Here is a 24,132-nt window from a genome sequence, read left to right on the forward strand (position 1 = left end):
GGAACGTTATGCTGAAGAGCTACGAGAGGTCAGCGATGATGGTGGTGCGCGACGCACGGTGAAAGCAGATCAGACGCGTCGTGAACTTTCAGGCCTGCTTAGACCAAGGCCATCGGTAGGTATCGGATAATGACCTCGTCCTGCCGGAAAAGGCGCTCCAACTCCGCTCGGCGCCTTCGCCAATCGGGTAGAACGACTTCTTGCGTCATAACCTCGAAGATGACGATCTCGTCCAACTCGGCCTCTTTTCCCTGCTTCCACACCCCTTCGGCGGGCGCCCGAAAATACGCGGTGACGCCTTCGAAGGCATTGGCAAGTTCGCCCTTCACACGGTCGAAGTCTTCCTTGGCGAAGGGCTGGCCGGCGTTGTCGTAGCGGGGAAGCAGGATCTGAACAAGATGCATGCGGCCTCCACGACCGCTAAACGGCTGCGACAGGTACGATGTTCCATTGGACGGCCCATTGCACGGGCCGAATCGCAAACCTGCACGGGGTAAGCTGCCAATCCCGTTCGGATTCGTTTGTGGCTGATGGCCAGGCCCTAGTTTGTACACGGCCACGGGATCTGGGCCCGGTCAGCGTCATCTCCACAATGACGCGACGGCAGCCGGCTCCGATGATCCAGGCCTCGCCGACGGAACGGACCCGCCTTTGAGATGTTCGCCGCAACGCGGGACGTTTTTGCCCAGAGAAAACCCTCGCGGTTGCGACCGGCTTTCTTGGCACTTCAGAGGAAGGCGGCATGACAATCGCGTCGGCATTCAACGACCCGCTTCACCGTCCGCTGGCTCAATCGCCGGATGTAGACAGCGGACCTCCAATGACCCAATCTTGGCCCCGGGAACAAATAGGCGCTTCAAAGAAAGCGCACCGGGTGCTCATGAAACGACGATGGACATTGTATGATCCACGGCTGGCATGGCTGCTGGTATCGCCGGTGCTATTATTGCTGATCTTCTCCTGGTGTTGCCGATCGCCGTAATGGCCGCCTATACCTTCTTCACCTTCGTCACGGCCGGGGTGGAAACCAGCGCGCTGACGACTGCGAACTGGCACGAATTCCTCACCGACAGCTATTATTCCGCCTTCCTTTTGAAGACGCTGCGCGTCGGCGCCATCACGGCGCTGATTTGCGGCGTGCTCGGCTACTTCCCGGCCTATTTCATCTGGGCGACGACATTCAAGCACAAATGGCTGCTTTTGCTTTTGCTCATCGTGCCGTTCTGGATCAGCTTCACCATCCGCACCTTCTCCTGGATCAACATCCTGGGCGAACAGGACGTCATCAATGTTGCGCTGCTGAAAGTCGGCATCATCAACGAACCGTTGCCGATGCTCTACAACGAGGGCGCGGTGATCCTCGGGCTCTTGCACTTCCTGCTGCCCTACATGATCCTCAACGTCTATGTCAGCCTCGAGGGCATCGACCGCACGTTGATCTCGGCGGCCCGCTCGATGGGGTGCACCAGCGCGCAGGCGTTCCGCGAGGTCACGCTGCCGCTTTCGCTGCCCGGCCTGGCGGCGGGCCTGCTGCTCTGCTTCGTGCTGGCCGCCGGCAGTTATGTGACGCCGCAGTTGCTCGGCTCCGGCCGCGACGCGCTGTTCGGCAACCTGATCTACGATACGATCATGGGCGAATTGAACTGGCCGATGGGCGCGACACTGTCGATCGTGCTGTTTGTCGTGCTTGGCTTCTTTGCCGCCATCTACACCCGCTACATGGGCATGTCGCAGATCGTCAAAGGATTGGGCGGATGAAGGCGCGGCGCAAGCAGGAAGGCAAATGGGCCTGGCGGCTGACCGGCTTCGTCACGCTGTGCGTCTATATCTTCATGTCCGCGCCGATCGTGGCGACAGTGATCCTGTCTGTCAACGCTTCGATGTTCGGTGGCTTCCCGATGACCGGCTTCTCCCTGCAATGGTACGCCAAGCTGATGGGAAATGAAGCGGTGCTGACCGCCTTCCGCACCTCGCTGTGGATCGCATTGGTCACGGCCGCCGCGACCACGGCGATCGGCGTGGTCACGGCCTTTGCGCTGGTGCGCTTCGATTTCCCGGGCAACCAGGCGCTGAGCACGCTGGTGATCCTGCCGGCGCTGGTCCCGGAGACCATCCTCGGCGTCGGCCTTCTGGTGCTGATGAAGGCGGTCGACCAGCCGAGGACCATGTTTCTCCTGGTGCTCGGCCATATCATGTTGGCCGTGCCTTATGTGGTGCTGATTGCGCGGGCGCGCATGGTCGCGATAAGGCGCGTCTATGAGGAGGCTGCACTCTCGCTCGGCGCCTCGCGCTTCTCGTCCTTCCGCGAAATCACGCTGCCGCTGCTCATCCCCGCCGTCGTCGGCGGCGCGCTGCTCGCCTTCACCATCTCGTTCGACAACACGTCGGCCAGCCTGTTCTGGCGGCCGGCTGGCGTCGAGACCATGCCCACCCAGATCCTTTCGATGCTCAAAATCTCGATCAGCCCCGAAATCAACGCGCTCGGCACCGTGATGATCCTGGTGACCGTCGGCATCCTGCTGCTCGGCGGGCTCATCCTGCAAAGCCTGACCAGATTGAAAAGACGTGGCCAACCGACGGAGGAAGCACGATGAAAATCACCGACGGCAAACGGCTTGAACGGCTGCACGATCGATACCGCAACGGCGATCTGAGCCGCCGAACCTTCCTGACGCTGACTGCCGCCGCGGCCGCCGCGGCAGGCCTGGACATCCCATGGATGCGGCAGGCGCTCGCCGCGGTCGAAGAGGTCCGCTTCGACGGCTGGGCGGCACGGTGCAGGACGCAATCGACAAATATGTCTTCCAGCCCTACACGGCCAAGACCAAGATCAAGGTGGTCCAGGGCACGTTCGACGACGAGGACGAGATCATCACCAAGATCAAGGCCTCCAAGCCCGGCGACTATCAGGTCATCCATTCCTCGGGCGTCAACTACTACATCAAATATGTGAACGGCGGCCTCACCTCGGAGATCAACGAGGCCAACATCCCCAACATGGCCAATGTGCTGCAGCCGATGATCGATCCGTTCCGCAAGCTGACGCCGAAACTCTCGGCCGTGCCTTACGACTACGGCACCACAGGCATCGCCTACAACACCAAGGTGATCTCGCCAGAGGAAGCCAAGGAAAAAGGTGCCGCACTCCTGCTCGACAAGAAATATGCCGGCAAGGTCGGCGGTTATTCCGACATGACCACGCGCGTCTGGTACGCCGCGCTCGCCACCGGGCAGGATCGCTTTCGGGCTGAAGTATCGTAACGTGCCAAAGCTCGAGATCACGCGCAGGGTCGGCCAGGCGCTCGAAATGGTGCGGTTGCCGGGCAGCGAGAAGAGGCTGCCCTCGCAACTGTCGGGCGGGCAGCAGCAGCGCATCGCCCTTGCCCGCGGCATCGTCTTCGAGCCGCAGGTGCTGCTGCTCGACGAGCCGCTATCGGCACTGGACGCCAACATGCGCGAGGAGATGCGTGTCGAGATCAAGAAGATCCAGAAGCAAACCGGCATCACCGCGATCTTCGTCACGCACGACCAGGACGAAGCGCTCTCCATGTCGGATCGCATCGTGGTCATGAACGCTGGCTCCGTGGAGCAGATCGGAACCCCGCAGGAAGTCTACGAGCGACCCGCCACGGCCTTCGTCGCCGACTTCCTCGGCAAGGCCAACATGCTTGCCGGCACGGTAAGCGGATCCGGCCGGGCAATTGCGGTCCTGCTTGCCACCGGCCAGACGGTCAACGTGGACTGCCCAAGGCCGCTTGCCGGCGGCAGCAAAGTCACCGTCGTGCTTCGGCCACAAAAACTGTCGGTCGGCACGGCATCGAGCGACAACAGACTGTCTGGTCGCGTCGTGTCGTCGTCATATCTGGGCGGGAGCGCGATCTACGAGATCGATGTCGGTGGCACGGCCAGCATCCGAGCCAACGCGCCGATCGTTGGTCGCGTCCTTGGTGAAGGCGAGCCGATCGATCTCGGGTTCGGGCCCGATGACTGCGTTCTGCTTGACGAGCGCGGTCATCGGATCTCGTGATGCAGCCGCGGCGCGCTAGGAGCGCTGGGCAGGCGGAACTCCTGATACATGCCGCGGCGTTGGTAGCCGTTGCAGCGCGCCCTTGCCCGCTGCCCCCGAACCTCATGAGCAGCCTTGTGCCTTCAGCGACCGCACCATACGCACCACAATCGGATCATATGGTCGCTTTTCGGATTTCCGATAATTCATTGTGAAAAGTGCGGCGCGTTCGTCGCAGACCAAAATTGCGCGGACGTAGCGAGATCTCGCCATTCTTGACCCCCGAGTAGCTCGCCCATCCGGGTGCTATGCGTCGATAGGTCAGGCGCCAACCGGCCTTTTCGTCCTCGATCATGCGATGCTCGATCTCGGCGCGAAAACTGGCTTTGCCCAGTCGCGCGCCCCAAACGACCAGAAAGGCATCTCTTGAGCCCTGAAAGGCCGCGCCCTGATCCGAATGCTGCGCCAGGACGAATCCGGGAGGGATATCGAATGTAAAGCCAAGCTGGCGGACACCGAAGGGCTGCCAGGCTTCAGCCTGAAGCCAGGTGGTGTACGAAAGAAAGACTATAAGGCCTAGCAGTAAGCGTCGCATTGCTCTGATTTAGCGTCGGCTAATATGGCGTCCAGATCGAAAGCGGGGCCGCGACGTAAAAATAAGCAGTTCGAAGCTCGAGGGCGAGCGCGTGATCGAAGGAATTGGCACAGACGAGGTTGCCGGGACTGCGACGTTAACGCTGTCGAGACTGAGAGCAAGCAAGTTACGCCGATTCGAAGACGCTGGCCTCACGCCGAGCTTGCACTTACTGGCGCCAGGCATCGACCTCGGCGCTTCGTCGGTTAAACACTTCCAGGGGTGTTGAAGCGCGCACGTCCTGATTGCGATGATCTTACATCAAGCCATGCCCCCGGGCAGATCGCCTTACGCCCTTCGGCTCGGCCGTCATAATCGGGTCATCGACCTTGCCCAATCTGCCGCTCTCCCTGGGAGCGAACCCCATCGACCGTGGTCCCGGGGTTTTCGATCTCAAAGCTTCTTGTTGATTGCCGCGGCGGCCTTGTTGGTGGCGTCCTTGGCCGCCGACTTTGCGTCCCCGACAGTCTTTTGAACCTTGCCCTTCGCTTCTTGCGCACCGCCTTCGGCTTGTAGTCTGTCGTTTCCGACCGCCTTGCCGGCGCCTTGTTTGGCTTTACCCGCCGCCTGATTTGCGAGCCCTTTGGCCTTGTCGCTTGTGCTGCTCATGGCATCCTCTCTTGTCGAGCGCCGATTGTGGCGCAGACAAAGAACGGAAGGTCTCGCTGGAAGTTCCGCCAATGCCCTGGAATCGTGTTTAACCACCTCGGCCAACGGAGCTGAAAAGCCAGCCCTTGTGTCAGGAAGCAGGCCAAGTGTGGCCTCGAGCAGTTCGGCCACCGCCTTCTCTGCCGTCTCGGCCGCCGCATCGGCGAGGTCGATATGGTGGAGAGCTCTGTGCGTTAGCATCGCCAGCCGCGCCTCACGAAAAAGCTTGCCGGTCGTGTTGGCGTTTGCGATGTGAAGTGTTGCGAGTTCCATCAGGGACAACCGCATCCGATAAGGTTGGTTCCGTCGCGTCGCCAATCGAGAACAATGGCTACTGATCTGGCCCCGGCGGCCCGGCTTCTCGATAGCGAGAGTCGGGTCGACCGACCGCATGGGGTCTGTGGACGTGACGGGTCGGAACTGCGCTGACGACGAGAACCCTATCGTGTCGATGAAGCCGGTGCCAGTTGCGCTGGCCCTCATCATAGAATGCAAGCTGCCCATGGTGCCTGTGACGGAGACGTTGACCGTCTTCGTTGACCACGTTGTTATCCTGGTTGGTGTTGTAGTGCTTATGGTGGGTCTTCAGGACCACGTAAGCCTCAGCTGCGGACGCTGCTGGCACGGTAAAGGTCAGCGCAAGAGCGCACAAAATTACAAATTTAATTGGGAATTCTCCGAGCTCCCGATCGGACGACCCACAACGCAGAACAGGCATGTTGGTTGCCATCCGGCACAGCGCCACTCCTCACGCCGGCACGCTTTTCCGGACAAATCAGCGTATCAACCGCGCTGCGCGCAGCGCATCTTCGATGATCTTGGAAATCCCGCTCGCCGGACCGCGCGCACTGACGCGCTCTCGGGTGTGGGATCGGTACGGACTGCCCGCGGTTTTTCCTTCCGCGCAAAGGACTGCAATGCGGCGCCCGAAGCGGCCTTCGCCTCGGCTTTGCTTCGCGCGTCCGGCTTCGTCAATTCCCAGAAGCGGGCCGTGTGGCGTGTCGAGGAAATCCCGACATCCAGCATGAACGGCCCTGCTTTGCCGAGACCATCGCCGCCGCCGGTTTGCAGGGGCGTTCCATGGCCCATGCCGGCAATGGTGAACATCTCGACGACGTCGCGCCCTTTGCTGTCGGACCAGACCTTCCGCGTTTGGCCGCCGACCTTCTCTAGGCGTGTCGGCTTTTCGCCGAGATTGTGCACGCTTTGCCACTGCGCCAGCACTCCGCATTGGCTGGCACGACGGTCGTGTCGTTCGAACCGTGCCATACCGAAATACGCGGCCACGGACCCTTGTGCGGCGAGGCCGCCCGCAACAGCCGCTGGAGGTCGGCTTGGGACGGACCGCCATGGCCGCGCATTCCGGGTCACGAGTCGCTAGAGCCAGAAGATGGCGCGACCATTCTCGAATTCAGAAAGCGGCGGCGACCAGAGTAAGAAACCGCGACCGGAGTAGATGCATTTGAAAGGTTGTCGCGCTTCGCAACCGCGCCATTTCGGCAGAGCGCAACTTTTGTACTTTCATCGCGTTTAGGCGTCGCAAAACGTGGGAGGGTATGATGCAAGGCACGAAGACCGGTGGGCCGTCTTTGAGAGAAGCTTACGACCCAGTCGAGTTCGCTGAAAAACACGGGCTCTCGATCGAGCAGGCCAAGGTGGTGATCAATGCCAATGGCCCGTCGAGGCAAAGGTGCGACGTCGGCGCTGAGGTTTTTCTGCGCGCTTTGGAATCGCATAGATCGCGTCCAAATTCGCGCATCAAGCGACCTCACGCTGATACAGTCCGATTTGGATGAAAGGCGGGAAGGATTGCTTGCATGCTTCTGACAGACAACGGCGCTGCGCTACGGACGGATTTCAGATTTTGCCGCTCCGAGCGATGCAGTAAAGGCGGCAATCGAACTCTCTGGCCCGCAAGCGCAGACCGCAGTCGCCTACTGCGATTTGGATGCTCGCTTCGACGGTCGGTCGGCCGATTTCCGTTTCTGGAGTTCAGTCTGCCGAGAGCTTGCCGGCGCCATTCATTGAGCCGGATGCTCGGAGCCAAAAGAAAAGCCCGCCACGGCAGCGGGCAGTCTGGCTGAGATTTGCCCCAGCTAGTTTCGCTCGCACCAGCCAATATATGTTTCTTACCGAGTATGAAGGCACCATCTCAGAGGGTCACAAATTTGGGTTCACCTTGCTTGGGGGGCCTGCGATGGAATGCGCATGCCTCGCCTTGAAGTGGTCGGGGCCTGCGGAGAATGGTTTGTCTGCTAGTGGCCGATGACGAAGAACTTACCCGCTATTTTGGTTTGAAACGTCCGGCCAGCGGATACGGCTGGGACTTGCCGAGTTCAAGCGGCTGTAGGAATAATGAGATGCCCCTCTCGGAGAGCCTGCACTGAGTTGAAATGGAATTTCGATGCTCGCACTGCGGATGATCAGCGTCCTGGGCGCTGGTTTCAGTATGCCGCTCAACATCGTTGCTTCGGCTGCCATCACCTCACGCATCTCACTTACCCGCAGAAACTGGCATTGTTCGAGAGATACGCCAAGCTTCTGAAAACGGGCTTCGTGGCAATGACGACGATGGTGCCACCGAGCGGGCCGGGCTGAGTGTGCCGACGAAAGAAAAAAGCCCGCCACCATGAGGCAGCGGGCGAGTCTGAGTGGGAACACACGCACCGATGGGAGACGGTGCAGCGCCGAAAGCGATTGGACGCGCAAATGTTCCACAGACACCTGCAGGCCCCAGCTTGGTATCGTTCCGTACCGTTCCGAGAAGGGAACATGTCTACGCATTTGAAGTTCGGAAGCGTCTTCCCACCCCTGCCGTCCGAACGCATCGCCAATCTAGCATCAGCTTCTACGTGAGCCTTTGGTCTTGCGCCAGTTGCGACCATGGACCCACCCCGGAACGTAGGTCCGTTGTTTCCGTTGGTCGAAATGACGTTGGCAGATACCGACGGTCAATCAACCAGGCAACAGGAGGAATTCCACATGGTCCGCAAGATACTGACTACGGTGGCGACGGCTGCTCTCATGTCGACGGCGATCTGCACCGCCGGTGCATACGCTGCAAATACCAGCAAGCCCGCTGCCCAGACGGAGGTCGTTGCCCCGGTCGCGGAAGGCAAACTCGTCTCCAAGATCATGGGAGCCGCCGTCTATGACAGCACAGCCGATGACGCGACGAAGATAGGCGATGTCAATGACATCGTCCTGGACAAGGACGGGAATGCCAAGCTCGTCGTCATTGGCGTCGGCGGTTTCCTTGGCGTGGGTGAGAAGAATGTCGCCTACGACTTCGGCAAGCTTGAATGGATCAACAAGAATGGAGATCGTTGGTTAGTCGCAAAGACGACCAAGGATGAGCTTAAAGCTCAGCCCAATTTCGATACTAAGGCTTACGACACTGCGGCCGCCTCCACGGTCCAGCCGGCTAGCACGGACAGCCAAGCGGCTACGAGCAAAACCGACACGACTCCGACGGCCTCGATCGACAAGACGACCCTGACCGAAATGCCGTCAGACAAAATCAGTGCGGCTAATCTGATCGGAACAAACGTCTACGGCGCTGATGACGCGAAAGTCGGCGAGATCGGCGATGTAATCCTTACCGGTGACAAGAAGGTCGACTCGGTAATCGTTGATGTAGGCGGCTTTCTGGGCATTGGCGAAAAGAAGGTCGCCGTCGGTATGGAGAACCTCAAGGTCATGACCGATAAGAACGGCAACCGTTACCTCTATACGAATTTCACCAAGGACCAGTTGAAGGCGCAAACTTCCTACGATAAGGCCACCTACGCCCAAAACCGGGACAAGCAGCGCATCATCCTCAACAAGTAAAAGTCATCGCGAAGCGCTGGCCTGCGCAGCCGGCGCTACGCCTGACAACCGCAGGAGCCGGGTTTGAAGTTAGTCGACGAGGTCCGTCATAGCTCTGAAGATATCAGCGACCTCGTCCTGTCTGATGTCGTTTCCGCGCTTCATCGACGAGTTAGGGTCAGCCACGAATTCGACATTCCCTATACTGCTGGGTATAGCAAGGATGCAACGACGATTTATATCGACCGGCATCTGCCACGCACCATGAGGTGGAGAGGCAAGGACATGCGGCTCGAACCGTTTCTGGTGTGCCACGAAATTGTTGAAAAAACTCTTTTGGACGAGTTGCGACTTCATTATCTGCACGCTCATCAAATCGCCTCGCGCGTCGAAAGAGACGCGGTCAGAGGGGCAGGCCTGACTTGGCGGCACTATCAAAGCGTGATCAAGGGCCATGAGAAAGCGATCGATGAGGAACAACTTCGCTGCGTGCCAGGCGATTTAGACCTCACGCCTTACAGAGATCTGAAGGATTACCCTTTGCTCCAACGACTAATCCAAGCATCGCAGTAGCTGATTGCATGGGAGTTTCCAGGCTAGCGAGACAGCGGAAAATCAAGGCAGGCGCACAGTCAAATTTTCTCGGCAATGGAACTTCCCCACCGATTGCAGGTTCACTGCATAGGGGACGACTGAGGCCCAGCCGGCCTGTGCAATCTGCAGGCAAGCGCCTCGCCAACAGGAGACGGCCATGAAACATCAGACACTTGAAGAACTGCAGGAGGTCGCGAACGTCGAAGCGTCCTTTCCGGCCATGACGCGGCGTCAGCGTTTGGAACATTGGGCCATGCTGCTCGAACGAAACCCCGAGCGGTGTCTCGCCGCCTTCCCCGGGACGGAATACATGACCTTGGATGTGCGCGACAAAGCCCAGGACGTGGGCTCCGCGCTCAGCATCGCTTCCGCCGATCCAATGCTATGCGCGCAGGGATTGAAGAACGATACATATGGCGAAGCCAAGCGTTTCTTCGAGCTAGCGGATTGGCAGTTGCACGCTATCGTTTGCCATTGTCATGTCGGCGGGACGATGAAAGCCGGATGGGCCGCGGTTCAAGTCCGGTCTGCCATCAACACGGAAGGCAAGGTTTTCAGAAAATTGCGCGAAGCGATAGCGCATTGGCCGGTATTCCGCATCTTAACTCATGCGAGGGAGTGAGAGACGCCTCAGGGAGCTTGAAAAGGCTACCGGAAGAGGTCCAAGCATGAACGGCTGAACATTTTTGGACCTGACATCGCTAACTGTGACAAAAACGGGCGAGCGTCGCCCGTTTCCTTTGCCCACCGAGCTAGTCGTAGGTCAATCTCCTCGGAAGTAGCCCCCCTGAGATCGCAGGATAGCGGTGATTACTATGTATCTCGTCCAAATCCGGTAAGTTGCGTTCGTGTTCGGTGCAGAATGCATTCGCCTAAACACCTATTGGATCATGGAAGCCCAGTTGTCAGACTAAGAGCGACGCGATGAAGTATGATTTCAACGATCGAGACGCCCACATCGTCGGATCGGCTTTGGCTTATGCCATCACTGTCATCGAGGCCCTTCCGAAAGAGCTAGCCGCCCTGAGTGACCAAGCGGACATGAAGGCGATGCTGGACGAAATGATTTCGCAGGACAACGAACTTGCTCGCTACATCGACCGTGCGCGGAAGCATGTCGATGCGCTGTGTCTATAACAGAAACACGCCCCGAGGCCGCATGTCGGCGAAAAGCACAAAGAAGCCTGCGAATAGGAAAGCCCCAGCGCTGCGGGGGATCAGCGCTAGGGCTCTTTGGGTATGTACGCTTTACCGTCATGACCTAAGGTTAGGCTGCGTTGTCGCGTCGCTTGGATGGTCGTCAGAAAATCGAAGAGTCCCGGAAGGTGCTTTCGCTTTCGATGACATTCGCTCGGCTTCTTCGACGGGATCTTTGCTATCTACTCTGTTGGCGTACAGTAACCTGTTTCAATGCACGGATTTATATTGTCAAAACATGGAATGGCAATAAGCAGAGCGTTACGTGACTCTTTCGTATCTCCCGCGTCCATCTGCAACATTCTCGGCCCGCAGATCGAAGCTGATGGCCATCCCTTATCCTGCCACTGCGTTTACGATCAGATCAACCAGCTCTTTATCATTGCATTCGCAGGTAGGGAGCCGATTTCGAAATGTCGGCAATCAAACGGCTGTCGAGATGATGTCGCTCCGGTAGTCAGAAAGCGCATGCGTTTCGAGGCTGATAACGTTCTCTTTCATATGGCTGCACATGCGATTGCCCCTCCACCACGGCGGCAGAGTCCCGTGCAGGTGTTCTAGGTACCGACGCACCCCGGCAGCGTTGTTCCCGAGGGCAAGGGTCTCGCCATGGACAGCGCCATCGGCGGCGTCCAGACCTGGGCCAATGCCTTCGCGCTGAGCGGCTTTCTCACCGAGGGCATCACCTTCCTCGGCTATGCCTATCTGACGGAGCTGGCGCAGCGCCCGGAATACCGGGTGATCGCCGAGACCATCGCCAGCGAAATAACGCGCAAGTGGATCCGCTTCACCGCCAACGATGGCGACGACAAGACCGAAAAGATCAAGGAGCTGGAGGCCTAGTTCAAGCGCCCCAAGGTGCGCGACCTGTTCTGCCGCGCGGCCGAGCAGGATGGCTTCTTTGGCCGCGGTCACATCTACATCGAGACCGGCGACACCGATATCCGGACGAGCTGCAAAAGCCGATCGGAACGGGCTGGGACAAGCTCAGCATCGCCAAGTTCGCGAACAGGCCGATCGAGGCGCTGCGCACCGTCGAGGCGGTCTGGTGCTAGCCGACGTCCTACAACTCGAACGATCCGCTCAAGGACAACTGATCTCGGCCCGACAGCTGGTATGTGCAGGCCAAGATCGTCCACACCACGCGGCTGATCACCTTCATCGGCCGCGAAGTGCCCGACCCGTTGAAACCGACCTATTCATTCGGCGGCCTGTCGCTGTCGCAGATGATGAAACCCCCATTCCGGTTCACCTGCTGCCCGCCTATGCCGACCTCGGCTACAAGCAGGGCCAGTTCCGGCACGCCGAAAGGGCCGCCGCCGAGGTTCTGTCGCTACCCATGTTTCCGGAGTTGACGGAGCAGCAGCAGGACGTGGTCGTGGCCGCGGTGATGGAATTGCAAGCAACCGTTGAGCGGGCGCCGCTCACGCGGAAACGGGCCTGAAAAGGCGCCTCGAACCGATGACAGGGAAATACGATGAAACTTGAAGGCTCTCGCATTCTGGTGACCGGCGGCTGCGGCCTGATCGGCTCGACCACCATCGATCTGCTGCCGAAGGAGCACGCGCCGGAAAAGATCGTCATCCTCGACAACCTGGTCCGTGGCAGCCTGCAAAACGTCAAGGACGCCCTGCAAGACCCGCGTGTCGAACTTGTCGAAGGCGACATTCGCGACATGGCGGCTGTCCACAAGGCCACCGACGGCATGGACGCCGTCATCCACATGGCAACCCTGAGGGTGATCGCCTGCGCCGCCGAGCCTCGCGAAGCCCTCGGCGTCATGTGCGACGGCAGCTACAACGTCATTGAGGCCGCCCAGGCCAAGGGCGTGAAAAAGATCTGCGCGGCCTCCTCCGCATCGGTCTACGGCTTGGCCGACCTGTTCCCGACCGAAGAGAGCCACCACCAGTACAACAACCGCACCTGGTACGGCGCCAGCAAGGTCATGCTGGAAGGCCTGTTGCGCTCGTTCCACGACATGTACGGCCTGCCCTATGTGGCCCTGCGCTATTTCAATGTGTACGGCCCGCGCATGGACCTGCACGGAAAGTATACCGAGGTTCTGATCCGCTGGATGGACCGCATCGACGCCGGACAGCCGCCGCTGATCCTCGGCGACGGGTCCGCCACCATGGACTTCGTCTATATCGAGGACATCGCCCGAGCCAACATCCTGTCGCTGCTGTCGGTTGTGGAAGACGACGTGTTCAACATCGCCAGCGGCGTGGAAACCAGCCTGAACGACCTGGCCGCCTCGCTCCTGCGCGTGATGGGCTCCAACCTTCAGCCGGGGAGTATGGACCCGAGCGCAAGGTGAACCCAGTCTCGCGGCGCCTGGCCGACACGTCGAAGGTGCAGAAAATGCTGGGCTTCAAGGCGACCGTCGACCTCGATGAGGGCCTTGCGCGCCTGGTCGAATGGTGGCGCGCCAAGCGCGGGCAGGTGACTGAGGATCCGCTCGCGCGGCTGCGAAGCTCTCCTGACAGGCTTCACACGCCGCCTGCGCGCGACGCCGGCCTTGCCCTGATGGGGATCGCGCGCGCCGGATGACGCTTAAGCTCGCCGCCGCGGCTGGTCACAGAACCTCGCCGGCATCGACCCAGCGCACGGATCTTGCTGGCACTCTTTGCGAAGCCGCCCTCACGGATTAAGGATATCGGGCGCGCGAAAAACCAGGCTCGCTGGAGCGGCCGGGCATGGGCCAGCATCTCCATCAGCAACCCTTGGACCGCGGCGAACCGCCCACAGGTCCAGACCTTTGAATAGCAATGCTGGGCTGGCAAATGCTGCTGACTTCAGCAACTGAACCTTGCCTCCTTGCAGCAGTCGGTGAATGCGGCGCCGACCGTTGGCCATATTAGTGATGTTTAGGGATCATCTGCTGCGGTCCCCAGCAAGTTTTCGATGTCTTGAGAAGATACCGGCTTGCTGACGTGATAACCTTGCATCTCATCGCAGTTGTTTTTGCGCAGAAACGCCACCTGCTCGTCAGTCTCGACCCCCTCCGCAATCACTTTCATATTGAGTTTTTGACCGAGTGATATGACGGCACTCGCCACCGCCTGATCGTCCTCGTTTGTAGCGACGTCGTCGATGAAGGACTTGTCGATTTTCAGCCGTGCGATTGGAAACGTCTTGAGAGCACTCAGGCTTGAATACCCCATGCCAAAATCGTCGATCGAAATCTGAACCCCGAGTTCTTTCAGCTTGTTCATCGTTGCGACTGCCAGAGCGACATCCTGCATGATCAGGCTCTCCGTCAGCTCAAGCTCGAGGTAGCAGCCCTGCAGGTCGCTTTCCCTCAGCGCGTGAACGACACGTTCGACCAGATTCCTTTCACTAAACTGGCGTGCCGAAACATTCACGGACACGGTGATCGGCTTCAATCCGATGTCCTGCCAAGCCTTGTTCTGCCGACACGCCTCGTGCAGAACCCAATCGCCGATGGGCACGATCAGACCTGTCTCCTCGGCCGTGGGAATAAAGCCGACCGGCGGCATCGCGCCTTGTGTTGGATGGTTCCAGCGTATCAGCGCCTCTACCGCAAAGATCTGCCCGGACCGGAGGTCCACCTGCGGCTGATAGACGAGCTCGAACTCTGATCGCGCCAGCGCATTGCGTAGCTCTTCCTGCAACAAGAAGCGTTCGTGGGCTCTGGTGTTGAACTCGGGGGCGTAGAACTGAAAATTGTCGCGTCCTACCGCTTTCGCCCGATACATTGCTGCATCGGCGTTGGCCACAAGGCTTTCCGGAGCTATGCCGTCCTTGGGATAGTTTGCGATACCGAAGCTTGCTGTCGCCCTTACGCAATGGTCTCCGAATTGAAGCGGCTCAGCGATCGCTGCGCGGAGATTCTGTAGGGTTTCTGCAATGAGGTCGACGTTCTTCGGTTGATCTGAAAGCACGAGGACGAACTCGTCACCGCCAAGGCGAATAACCGTATCGGTCGAACTGATGCATGCCGCCATGCGTTCGGCGACTGTTTTGAGCAGCCTGTCACCCGCGTTGTGCCCAAGCGTGTCATTGATGAGCTTGAAATTGTCGAGATCGATGAAGACGATCGAAACCCAGCGATCATATCTCCGGGCGTGTAAAATCGCTTGTGAAAGCCGGTCCTCGAGCAAGGCCCGATTGGGCAGTCCGGTAAGCACATCATGGTTGGCCATGAAGTGGATTTGATCTTCCGCCCTCTTGCGCTCAATGGCGATCCCGGCGATGCGAGTGGTAAAGTCGATCAGACGGGTCTCGGCCTCGGCTGGCTCGCGAACGGTCATGGAGTACATAGCAAAGACACCCAGAACTGCGCCTTGGTGCGAGATGATCGGGGTGGACCAGCAAGAGCGGTAACCGTACTCCGCCACCAGATCCCGGTAATCTTCCCATAGAGGATCTCGCATGATATCGGCAACGACAACGGGTTCGCGTCGAAACACAGCGGTCCCGCAAGACCCGACCTTCGGTCCTATAGCCACTCCATCGATGGCACGAATATACCCCTTGGCCAAGCTCGGCGCGGCGCCATGCCGGAGATGCTTGCCCTCCTTGTCGAGGAGCAACACAGAACCCAAGATCCCGGTGAGTTGCGATTCCATCAAGCGCATCAGGCTGTCCAGCACGTCGTCCAGCGGTGCGCCGGTCGCAATCATCTCGAGAATCTGCGCCTGCCCGGTACGGAGCATGTCTTCCCGCTTTCGGCCTGTTATGTCGTGAGCAATGCCGACCAGACCAAGAACTTCATTTCGCTCGTTGCGCAACGGTACCTTAGTTGAGGAAAGCCATTTGCCTGCGCCTGAGGGATCAACGACAAATTCTTCCTCATCGATCATCGGCTGCCCGGTTTTTAGAACATTCAATTCGTCGGATCGAAATTTGCCCGCAAGCTCGGGGGCATGAAGATCGAAATCGGTCAATCCAATCATGTCGCGGGTGTTTTCCCGTCCGCTGTCGGCTGCAAGCGCCCTGTTGGCGACAATGAAGCGGCTTTCCGCGTCCTTGACCCATAGATAATCGGGAACCCAGTCGATCAACGTCTGCAGCGATATCCGCTCGTCGACCATGTGGCGCGTGGCGATCAGTTCGGTGATGTCCTCATGGGTGGAAACCCAACCGCTGTCTGGCATAGGGTGATGATAGACTTGCACTGTGCGTCCATCCGCAAGATCGGCAGTCCAGGTTTGCGAGACTGCCCCTGAATTCACTGACCTGGCCAAAGCGAGATATTCGTCGACCGACATTGCCGATGTGCCTGCGGCGGTGCGCTGCACCACGATGTCGCGTAATGTGATGCCGGGCACCAGACGGTCAGGCGAGAGACGGTAAATCTCGGAGTACCGGCGATTCGATAGTATTAATCGCTCCTCAGCATCGAACAGACAGATGCCCTGGGAGATGTTGTCAATGACGGTGACAAACCGTCGGGCCTGAGCCGTGAGATCTTGAAGTTTGGCTTCCAAATCGGAACTGGGGCCGGCGTGAGAAGTCCGCGCCAACTTCGCCAGCGCAGCAATTGCGGCCGATTCCGAAACTTCTGTCGGATTCTTCGCTGATTTTGCCACCAAGCTGTGTTCCTCCGGTCTGGGTGCTCCCTCCGAAAGCACAAAGCGAATTAAGACTAGTGCGTAATCGTTATTGAAGACTCACCAATCGCAGATGAATTGGACAAAGTTTGTCATGCGACGCGGTCCCAGGGAGGGGGATACCCCTATGCTGCCCGGTTCTGTAGAGGTCTGACGCCAACGGCTCGGCTGCCGGTCCGTCGATCATCTGTTCGATCCGGCAAAGGCAGCAGGGATTCCTTTTGAAAAATGTGCAAGCTTCAGCGTTAGCTATTGCTAATCGTCCCAGACAGCGCACTGTTGCCGCCATGGTAGCTAGGCACGTTGAGATGGTTCTATTTGAGCAGTCGATCGCGAACGCCGATGGCATCCAGCGGCCGTTTCCCGACAGGGTGCAAGACGCTGCGGAGAAAACTGCAGGCTCTGTTCTGTTCGATGTACGCGTCGACGATGACGTCGAAATCCAACAATGGCAGCAATCGGATACGCAGACGCCGAAGCGGCGATCATCGTGCTCGAGAAGAACGGTCAATTGCGATGCGCCTCGGTGAACGGAGACGCCTCGCTTTTGGTCGCTGACCTTGCTGTCTGGGAATCGTCGCCGTTGCGCGAACGCGTGCTGTCCGACTGCCGCGGTACGGCAATCATCCTGCTGGCGAAGCTTCGCCGATCTGGTCACCTCAAGTAACCAGAACTGGGCCCGCTGGTCGCGCGCATCAGCCAACCAACACGGTGGTACCGCGCGCCGCCTGTTTCTGTCGCGGCCGACCGGCGCGGCGCATTGCGAACCAAAAGCCAAGAAGACGACTAGTTCCCACCAGCGGTCCCTCCATGGCGATATGAACGCGCCGCTGGGGACCGAAAGCTGCCATTCGGTATGCTTCTTTAATCAATTTGGCCGAAATGCTTATTAACTTGTTGAGAAATAGTGATTATTCAAGCCTCTTGAAGTGACGGCGAAGCGGCCTGCCATTCTAGACCTGTCGCCTGCAAGGGTTGGCCGGCGCGCGCCGGCCCCGAAACATCGACAGCCAACCCGTTCCGCCTTTTAGAGGCCAACGCACCTGCCCCTTTCAGGGTTCCGAGGAAGCGCAGGTGCGAGACATGGATCATTTTGCCATTTCGCCGGTTAGGCGTCGCGGCGGTTTTAGGCTTGAGCGGCTTCAGCCAATACGAGGTCGAAAATGGGCAAGAGGAAGTTGGAATCGGGGAACAATGAACTGCAGCGGGTGAGCGCCGGCGTCGTTTCCGAGGCGAGCTACTTCGCCCGCAGGTGCGGATTGACCACTGAAGAAGCGGTAGCGCTGATGATCGCGGATCATGGTTTTCTCAAGAGCGAGACAGTTCCGATCAAGAAGTCCAAGCATCATCGAAAAGTGCCGAGATGAACAATCCTGTCGAGGCGGCAAGCGCAACCGATCGGAATAGCCCGAACGAACCGCTTGCCGGGGAACAAAGGTGCTCGCTGCTTGTTCCGCTCCCACCCCGATTGAAGCAAAGGAGCTTGGGATCATGAACACACGTACATTGCTTGCATCGCTGACATTGGCATCGGCGGTGACGTTCGCACCGCCCGCCTTCTCTGCCGACGACGCGCAGACGTTCGTCAACAAGGCAGCCATCGGCGGAATGTTCGAAGTCGATTCCAGCAAGATCGTGCAGGACAAGGCCAAGGATCAAAAGGTCAAGGATTTCGCGCAGAAGATGATCGACGATCACGGCGCGGCCAACGCCAAGCTGCAATCGATCGCCGGCGAGCAGAAGTTGCAGGTGCCGGCCGAACCCGACGCTGCGCACAAGAGCGACCTGGAGAAACTGCGGAACACCTCGAACGGCTTCGACCAGCCTTACGTTGAGATGCAGCGCAGCGCCCATGCCGATGCCGTCAACCTGTTCCAGTCCTACGCCAAGGACGGCGATAATGCGACGTTGAAGGCCTTCGCGGCCGAGACGCTGCCGACACTCAAGATGCATCAAGACATGATTGAAAAGATCGCCTCGGCGATGCCGTCGACGGCGGACGCAGGCATGCCGGCCGTCAAGTCGAGCTCGAGCCCCAAACCGGCTGCGCCGGTCCCAGGCGCCAACAGCTTCACCGAGACGCAAGCCATGAACCGCATCCAGGACGCTGGCTATAGCGACGTTTCGTCACTCGCCAAGGACGGCCAGGGCATCTGGCGGGGCCAGGCGAAGAAGGACGGCAAGAGCACGTCCGTCGCGCTTGATTACCAGGGCAACGTTTTTGCCGGCCAGCAATAAGTCACAACGAGGAGAGATCACGATGCAAACCATCACCGCACTGTTCGACGACTATGACGACGCTTCCGACGCCGTAGGCGAGCTCGAGTCCATAGGCGTGCCGGCTGCCGACATCAGCATTGTCGCCAACAATGCCGATGGCCGGCACCAGACTGCCGCCTCCCCAGCCAGTGAGGACGCAGCCGGTGGCGCCGGCATCGGCGCCGTGGTCGGAGGCGCCGGTGGCTTGGCGACCGGGTTGGGCGCGATGGCCATTCCAGGGCTCGGTCCGATCGTTGCGGCTGGCTGGCTGGCGGCGATGGCGGCAGGCGCGGTCGCAGGCGCCGTGGTGGGCGGCGCGGCTGGCGGCATCATCGGCGGGTTGACCGATGCCGGCGTGCCCGAGAACGATGCTCATGTCTATGCCGAAGGCGTTCGCCGTGGCGGCACGCTGGTGACGGCGCGCGTCGATGACGATCTTGCCCCGGAGGCACGGGAAATCCTGAACAGCTCCGATTCCGTCGATATTGGCGAGCGCCGCGGCGAGTATGAAGCCGGCGGATGGGCAGCCTTCGACCCGGCTGCCGGAACCTATTCGGCCGACGACATCGAACGGGATGCCGCGCGCCGCCGCGGCGCGTGACCTATGCGGCGGCCGGATATCAGCCGCCGCGTAAGACCAGAAAGACGCAGACATGAAACGTGTGCTGATGCCGCTGATATTTACCGCCGCAGTCCTATTGTTTGGCTATGGCGCGTCCCTTTACGTCGAAAAAGGCTGGCCGACGTCGCCGTTGAAACGGGCTCCGGAGCAGAACCAGGGCGGCAACGCGCCACAGGATACTTCGCCAGCGGCCGGCATCCACAAGAACCCGCAAGACAGCAACAAAATGCCCGGCAATCAGTGATGACGCGATCGAGCCGGGCTTATCAGAGCCGGGCTCGACTGGCATCAAAAACGCTCGACGAATTTGTTGACCGGCTGGTGGCGCCGTTCTGGGTTATGTCCTGATGCAGGAAGACAACGTTGTTGCCGTCGAGAATGCGGAAGAACTCGTCCAATTCGATAGTTCCAACGGGCCGTGCGGAACTCGGGAAAGAGCGCCATTCTGCGGGTCGATTTCGGCGAGGAAGACGTTGGTTCGACCGCGATAAAGGACGCCCCGCCGGAGGCGCCCAACAACCCGCGCCCCACGCTATCGACCAAGGCAGCTGATTTTTCTTGGAGCTCGGTGACGCGTCGGTCAGCAACCATCGGCAGGCCTGGACTAAACAGCTAGACTAACGCAGCGTGGTTTCGCCGGGGGCGTGTCGCCTTGCTTCCGGCGGGACCAGGCGACCTGAATTGGCGCGCCAGCCCCTGACGAACTCCTCCAGATAGGGGAGGAATTCAAACAGCACGATCACGATCATCACCGCCGCGATATAGCTCACCGGCAATTGCTGCTGTTTCCAGGTGATGTCGTAACGCGCCGGCTCGTTGCCGAAGCCGAACAGCGCCAGGAACTGGCCCCAATGCAGCGCGACGACACTGATGATGCCCATCAGCGGAATCATCTCCAGAAAACTGTGAACATGCTGCTCAACGGGCCCGACCGTTCGCGCCGTGGTGGCATAGCGCACGTCCCACATTGCCGTTGCCTCGTGAATGAGGAAGGCGACGATCATCACGGCTATGATCAGTGCGTTGACCTCGAGGAACATCGCCGCCAGCAACGGCACACCCACTTCCGCGAACATCAGCAGATGGATCAGCGATTCCTTCGCGCCCGTCGTGGTCTCTATGTGCGTCGCGCGGTGGCAGAGCCAGTCGGCAAAGCCGGCGACCAGCCAGACCGGCAGCACGAAATACATCAGGATCAGTACCACCGGATCGGCGAGCACTCACTCTCCTTCCGGTTTCAACCGTTTCTCGGCCAGCGCCGCGACAACATCGGTGAGGCCATCGGCGGCCACCGGCTTCTGTACCACCGGTACGGCGGCGAATCTGGCCGGGATTTCGGATGTCCCATAACCGGTGACGAAAGCGAAGGGAATGCTCTTTTCCTGCAGGGACTCAGCGATCCGGTAACTCGTTTCTCCGTTCAGCTGTATGTCGAGCAGCGCGGCGTCGATCTTTTCCCGCGCGATGTGGTCGAGGGCTGCCTTCACGGAAGGCACAGGTCCGACGACACGATGGCCCGCACTTTTCAGACTCGCTGCGTGGTCCGCGGCGATCAGCCACTCGTCTTCCACGATCAGGATGCGCAATGCGGCTGCCAAACTCAGGTCTTTCGGTCGAGCGGAACGGAGATGCGTACTCTCAAACCCGCCGGATCGAAAAAGGTTTCCGCTGTTCCACCCAGACGGTATTCGATTTCGCCCTTCACCAGCGACAGGCCAAAGCCGCCCTGTTTCGGGTCGACGACAGGCGGGCCATCGATTTCCGTCCAGGTAAGGCCAAGGTTGTGATCGCGAAGCGACCATTCGATATCGACTTTGCCGCCTTGTTCACTGAGGGCGCCGTATTTGGCCGCATTCGTTGCGAGTTCATGCATCGCCATGCTGAGCGACAAGGCTTGCTGAGGTCTGAGCTTGATCGACGGGCCGGAGACCGAAAAACGTTGCGGGTCGAAGGGCGCCGCCTCCTGGATGACCAGTTCCGCGATCGACACTTCCGTCCAGCCCTCGCGCGATAGCATCCCGTAGGCGCGGGCCATGGCATGGAGCCGCCCAAGCAGAGCGGCCGAGAATTCCTCCTTGGTCGAACAGGTTTCGACGGTGCGGTTGGTGATGCTGGTGACGACAGCCAGCATGTTCTTGACGCGGTGGTTCAACTCCGAGATCAGCACCTTTTGGTGCTCCTCGGCTTCGGCGAGTGGGGTTACGTCGACCAGCGTCACCACCACGCCGTGGATGCGCGCGCCCTTGTCGCGATAGGGAATGAGCCGAACCATGTGGTAATGGCCCCGCACATCGCGCGCCAGATGGTGGATGACCGGCTCGCCGGTCTCGAAAACCTTCTCGATGTGGCTGCGCATTTCCGGATAATCGAGCTGGTTGGAAAGCTCCGTGAGCGGGCGTCCGACATCGGATGGGCGCAGATTGAAGAAGGATGAAGCCGCTGGCGTGAAGCTGCGGATCACCAACTCGCGGTCGAGGAACACGGTTGCGATGTCGGTGCTCTCGAACAGGTTTTTCAGGTCGCTGTTGGCGTGGTCTAGTTCCTCGATTTTGCCGGACAGCTCGGCATTGATCGTGTTCAGCTCCTCGTTGAGGGACTGCATCTCCTCTTTCGAGGCCTCGAGCTCCTCGTTGGTCGACTGCGCCTCCTCGTTGACGGAGACCAGTTCCTCATTGGAGGACTTCACCTCCTCCAATGCCGTCTCGTACTCCTCGATGGTCGATTGCAGACGCTCGCGCGTTTCGCGCAGGTCGCGCTCGAGATGGGCCAGGTCATCGGGAGAGCTGCTGCCGCGCTCGGCGTCCGACTTGTCGCGGGACGGTCCGACCGACTGGAAGAGCACAAGGTAGAACGGCTCGCCGCTACCGCGGTCGGGCAACGGCTCGACCGTGATGTTGACGAGCTGCACGCGGTCGTCCTCGCCATCGACGGCGACGTTCTCGCGCAGCACGATTTGACGCGTCGTCACGGCCTCGCGCAGCGCGGCGCGCAAATCGAGCCGCAGACCGCGCCGGGCCATGCCGAGCAGGTTGCGGCTGGGTACGCCCTGGGGCGGTTCGAGATAGCGTCCGGTTCGCGCCGAATAGTAGACGACGTCGCCTTCCGCATTGACCACGACATGCGGTGGCGCGTGGCGTTCCAGAACCTGGGATTCGACGGATTGCCGCAGCGGATAGCCGGCGAGTTCGCCTATCCTGCCTGGTCGCCCATCGGACAGGAATGGAACCCCCGGCTGCTTTCGCCGACCAGCAGCGGCAGGCGCGACTTTGGCAATACATCCTCGCGCGCCCTGAAGACACGTTGCTTTTTGTCGACGGTCGCGAACAGGTCAGTGTGCTGGCCGATGCTTTCCGAGGTGCCGAGGAAGAGATAGCCGGAGGGCTTCAGCGCGTAGTGGAAAATCGGGATCACCCTGTTCTGGATATCCGGGCCGAAATAGATGAGAAGATTGCGGCACGAGACCATGTCCATGCGCGAAAAGGGTGGATCCTTGATGACGCTGTGCGGCGAAAAGATACACAGTTCGCGCACGTCGCTGGTCAGAACGAAGCTCTCGTTCTCATTGTTGAAGAACCGCTGGCGCCGCTCGGTGGAGACACCATCGAGCATGCTGACGGGATAGCGTGCCGAGCGCGCAACCGTGAGCGCCGGCTCGTCGATATCGGTGGCGAAGATTTGTATCCTCGGCACGGCCGACAACGTGTCCATATGCTCACGCAGCAGCATACCGATCGAATACACCTCCTCACCGGTGGCGCAGCCCGGCACCCAGATCCTGATCGTGTCGGAGGCGGTCTTGCCCTCGAACAGCTTCGGCACGACCTTTTTTTCCAGGAGTTCGAAGGCGTCGGCATCGCGAAAGAAGTTGGTGACGTTGATCAGGAGGTCGCGAAACAGCGCCGTGACCTCGCGCGGGTCCTTGCGCAGCAGGTCGATATAGCCGGACAGCGATGTCATCTGGCCTATCTGCATGCGTCGCTTGACCCGGCGGATGAAGGTCTTGGTCTTGTAGCCGGAAAAGTCATGGCCGGACTGGGACCGCAGGATGTCGTAAATCTCCGCGCGCGCGCGGTCGATATCCTCCGACGCGTCCTCGCTGTTTTCGGTCAGTCTGTCGAGACTGTCGAAGCCGCGGGCAAAGTCCATCAGCTTTTCGCCCATTTCCTCCGCGGACACGGCCATGTCGACGACGCCGCTGGCAATCGCACTCTGGGGCATGTCAGGATTGCGCGGGCCTGAGCCGTCGCCGGCTTGCGCCAGCACGAAGCCGCCATGTTCCTTAATCATCTTGGCGCCGAGCGTGCCGTCGCCGTCGCCGCCCGACAGGATGATGCCGACGGCGTACTCACCCTGGTCTTCGGCGAGCGCACCGAAAAAGATATCGACCGGTTTGCGCTCACGGTTCGCCGCGGTCGGTCGCCGCAGGTGCAGCTTGCCGTCATCGATCGTCAGGATGGCATTTTGCGGCATCACATAGACTTTGTCCGGCTCGACCTCCGTTGCGTCCTCGGCGATCGTTACGGGCATTGCGGTGTAGCGCCCGAGCACGTCGTGCAGCAAGCTCTCGCGCTCAGGGCTAAGATGGGTCACGACGACGAAGGCCATGCCGGGCGCGTCCGGCAGACCCCTGAAAAGACTTTCCATAGCCGGAATGCCGCCAGCCGAAGCGCCAATTCCGACGATCGGCAATCTTGAGTTATGCGACACTTACCCCGCCTTCCGATTGCTTGCGCCACTGTAGATAAGGCGGCAACGACGTTTGACTACGCTGGTTCTGCCTAGGGAA

The 24,132-nt window shown here is 59.7% G+C and carries 24 protein-coding genes and 3 pseudogenes; 17 read left to right on the forward strand and 10 right to left on the reverse strand.

Annotated features, from left to right (window positions below):
* Positions 1-98: 98 nt before the first annotated feature.
* Entirely contained in the window at positions 99-404 is a 306-nt protein-coding gene (locus tag ACVDG8_RS07740) for a hypothetical protein (protein WP_447254189.1), read from the reverse strand.
* Between the two features lie 514 nt (positions 405-918).
* Between ACVDG8_RS07740 and ACVDG8_RS07745 the strand changes: the two genes are divergently transcribed.
* The 5 genes and pseudogenes from ACVDG8_RS07745 (at position 919) to ACVDG8_RS07765 (ending at position 4,027) form a co-directional block, all read left to right on the forward strand.
* A complete protein-coding gene (locus tag ACVDG8_RS07745) occupies positions 919-1,758 on the forward strand; it encodes an ABC transporter permease (protein WP_447254190.1) in 840 nt (279 codons plus the stop codon).
* Positions 1,755-2,594, forward strand: coding sequence for an ABC transporter permease (locus tag ACVDG8_RS07750; RefSeq protein WP_447254191.1), 840 nt, complete (start codon positions 1,755-1,757; stop codon positions 2,592-2,594). Before ACVDG8_RS07745 ends, ACVDG8_RS07750 begins: the two co-directional genes overlap by 4 nt.
* Positions 2,591-2,698 (forward strand): annotated as a pseudogene (locus tag ACVDG8_RS07755) (hypothetical protein); the annotation flags it as partial. The gene ACVDG8_RS07750 and the pseudogene ACVDG8_RS07755, both read left to right, overlap by 4 nt.
* Before the next feature lie 17 nt (positions 2,699-2,715).
* Entirely contained in the window at positions 2,716-3,261 is a 546-nt protein-coding gene (locus tag ACVDG8_RS07760) for a hypothetical protein (protein WP_447257443.1), read from the forward strand.
* Position 3,262: 1 nt separating this feature from the next.
* Positions 3,263-4,027 (forward strand): ABC transporter ATP-binding protein, encoded by a 765-nt coding sequence (locus ACVDG8_RS07765; protein WP_447254192.1) that lies wholly within the window; start codon positions 3,263-3,265, stop codon positions 4,025-4,027.
* 154 nt (positions 4,028-4,181) lie between these two features.
* Here the strand turns inward: ACVDG8_RS07765 and ACVDG8_RS07770 are convergent, their stop codons facing one another.
* From ACVDG8_RS07770 to ACVDG8_RS07780, 3 genes are all read right to left on the reverse strand, one after another.
* The gene (locus ACVDG8_RS07770) at positions 4,182-4,601 is read right to left on the reverse strand and encodes a hypothetical protein (RefSeq protein ID WP_455707613.1); all 420 of its coding nucleotides are present in this window, start codon (positions 4,599-4,601) and stop codon (positions 4,182-4,184) included.
* A 432-nt stretch (positions 4,602-5,033) separates the two neighbouring features.
* Positions 5,034-5,249 carry a CsbD family protein gene (locus ACVDG8_RS07775; protein ID WP_447257261.1) on the reverse strand — a complete coding sequence of 72 codons (216 nt, stop codon included), beginning with the start codon at positions 5,247-5,249 and terminating at the stop codon, positions 5,034-5,036.
* Between the two features lie 822 nt (positions 5,250-6,071).
* Positions 6,072-6,557 carry a hypothetical protein gene (locus ACVDG8_RS07780; protein WP_447254194.1) on the reverse strand — a complete coding sequence of 162 codons (486 nt, stop codon included), beginning with the start codon at positions 6,555-6,557 and terminating at the stop codon, positions 6,072-6,074.
* A 1,665-nt stretch (positions 6,558-8,222) separates the two neighbouring features.
* On the opposite strand from ACVDG8_RS07780, the gene ACVDG8_RS07785 reads away from it, so the two are divergent.
* From ACVDG8_RS07785 to ACVDG8_RS07815, 7 genes and pseudogenes are all read left to right on the forward strand, one after another.
* Complete coding sequence (locus tag ACVDG8_RS07785) at positions 8,223-9,119, forward strand: PRC-barrel domain-containing protein (protein WP_455707614.1); 897 nt, start codon at positions 8,223-8,225, stop codon at positions 9,117-9,119.
* Positions 9,120-9,182: 63 nt separating this feature from the next.
* Positions 9,183-9,671, forward strand: a complete 489-nt coding sequence (locus ACVDG8_RS07790) for a hypothetical protein (protein ID WP_447254196.1) — start codon at positions 9,183-9,185, stop codon at positions 9,669-9,671.
* Positions 9,672-9,849: 178 nt separating this feature from the next.
* A complete protein-coding gene (locus tag ACVDG8_RS07795) occupies positions 9,850-10,314 on the forward strand; it encodes a hypothetical protein (RefSeq protein ID WP_447254197.1) in 465 nt (154 codons plus the stop codon).
* A gap of 302 nt (positions 10,315-10,616) precedes the next feature.
* Positions 10,617-10,829 carry a hypothetical protein gene (locus tag ACVDG8_RS07800; RefSeq protein ID WP_447254198.1) on the forward strand — a complete coding sequence of 71 codons (213 nt, stop codon included), beginning with the start codon at positions 10,617-10,619 and terminating at the stop codon, positions 10,827-10,829.
* Between the two features lie 669 nt (positions 10,830-11,498).
* A complete protein-coding gene (locus ACVDG8_RS07805; protein WP_447254199.1) occupies positions 11,499-11,732 on the forward strand; it encodes a hypothetical protein in 234 nt (77 codons plus the stop codon).
* A 205-nt stretch (positions 11,733-11,937) separates the two neighbouring features.
* Positions 11,938-12,333, forward strand: coding sequence for a DegT/DnrJ/EryC1/StrS family aminotransferase (locus ACVDG8_RS07810; RefSeq protein WP_447254200.1), 396 nt, complete (start codon positions 11,938-11,940; stop codon positions 12,331-12,333).
* Positions 12,334-12,366: 33 nt separating this feature from the next.
* Positions 12,367-13,325: pseudogene (locus ACVDG8_RS07815) on the forward strand (NAD-dependent epimerase/dehydratase family protein); the annotation flags it as partial.
* 431 nt (positions 13,326-13,756) lie between these two features.
* On the opposite strand, the gene ACVDG8_RS07820 reads toward ACVDG8_RS07815, so the two are convergent.
* Positions 13,757-16,444 carry an EAL domain-containing protein gene (locus tag ACVDG8_RS07820; protein ID WP_447257262.1) on the reverse strand — a complete coding sequence of 896 codons (2,688 nt, stop codon included), beginning with the start codon at positions 16,442-16,444 and terminating at the stop codon, positions 13,757-13,759.
* 308 nt (positions 16,445-16,752) lie between these two features.
* On the opposite strand from ACVDG8_RS07820, the pseudogene ACVDG8_RS07825 reads away from it, so the two are divergent.
* The 5 genes and pseudogenes from ACVDG8_RS07825 (at position 16,753) to ACVDG8_RS07845 (ending at position 19,590) form a co-directional block, all read left to right on the forward strand.
* Positions 16,753-17,132, forward strand: a pseudogene (locus ACVDG8_RS07825) (hypothetical protein).
* A gap of 496 nt (positions 17,133-17,628) precedes the next feature.
* Complete coding sequence (locus ACVDG8_RS07830) at positions 17,629-17,832, forward strand: hypothetical protein (RefSeq protein WP_447254201.1); 204 nt, start codon at positions 17,629-17,631, stop codon at positions 17,830-17,832.
* Between the two features lie 124 nt (positions 17,833-17,956).
* On the forward strand, positions 17,957-18,703 hold the full coding sequence (locus ACVDG8_RS07835; RefSeq protein WP_447254202.1) for a DUF4142 domain-containing protein: 747 nt from the start codon (positions 17,957-17,959) through the stop codon (positions 18,701-18,703).
* Between the two features lie 22 nt (positions 18,704-18,725).
* On the forward strand, positions 18,726-19,325 hold the full coding sequence (locus ACVDG8_RS07840) for a hypothetical protein (RefSeq protein WP_447254203.1): 600 nt from the start codon (positions 18,726-18,728) through the stop codon (positions 19,323-19,325).
* Between the two features lie 52 nt (positions 19,326-19,377).
* The gene (locus tag ACVDG8_RS07845; RefSeq protein ID WP_447254204.1) at positions 19,378-19,590 is read left to right on the forward strand and encodes a hypothetical protein; all 213 of its coding nucleotides are present in this window, start codon (positions 19,378-19,380) and stop codon (positions 19,588-19,590) included.
* A gap of 22 nt (positions 19,591-19,612) precedes the next feature.
* Here the strand turns inward: ACVDG8_RS07845 and ACVDG8_RS07850 are convergent, their stop codons facing one another.
* From ACVDG8_RS07850 to ACVDG8_RS07870, 5 genes are all read right to left on the reverse strand, one after another.
* Positions 19,613-19,744: a hypothetical protein gene (locus tag ACVDG8_RS07850; RefSeq protein WP_447254205.1), complete on the reverse strand. Its 132-nt coding sequence runs from the start codon at positions 19,742-19,744 to the stop codon at positions 19,613-19,615.
* A 219-nt stretch (positions 19,745-19,963) separates the two neighbouring features.
* On the reverse strand, positions 19,964-20,566 hold the full coding sequence (locus tag ACVDG8_RS07855; protein WP_447254206.1) for a diguanylate cyclase: 603 nt from the start codon (positions 20,564-20,566) through the stop codon (positions 19,964-19,966).
* A complete protein-coding gene (locus tag ACVDG8_RS07860) occupies positions 20,567-20,932 on the reverse strand; it encodes a response regulator (RefSeq protein ID WP_447254207.1) in 366 nt (121 codons plus the stop codon).
* 14 nt (positions 20,933-20,946) lie between these two features.
* Positions 20,947-22,461 (reverse strand): sensor histidine kinase, encoded by a 1,515-nt coding sequence (locus ACVDG8_RS07865; protein ID WP_455707615.1) that lies wholly within the window; start codon positions 22,459-22,461, stop codon positions 20,947-20,949.
* Positions 22,462-22,535: 74 nt separating this feature from the next.
* The gene (locus ACVDG8_RS07870) at positions 22,536-23,990 is read right to left on the reverse strand and encodes a CheR family methyltransferase (protein ID WP_455707616.1); all 1,455 of its coding nucleotides are present in this window, start codon (positions 23,988-23,990) and stop codon (positions 22,536-22,538) included.
* Positions 23,991-24,132 lie beyond the last annotated feature (142 nt).

This window comes from Mesorhizobium sp. ORM8.1 (genome assembly GCF_053005525.2).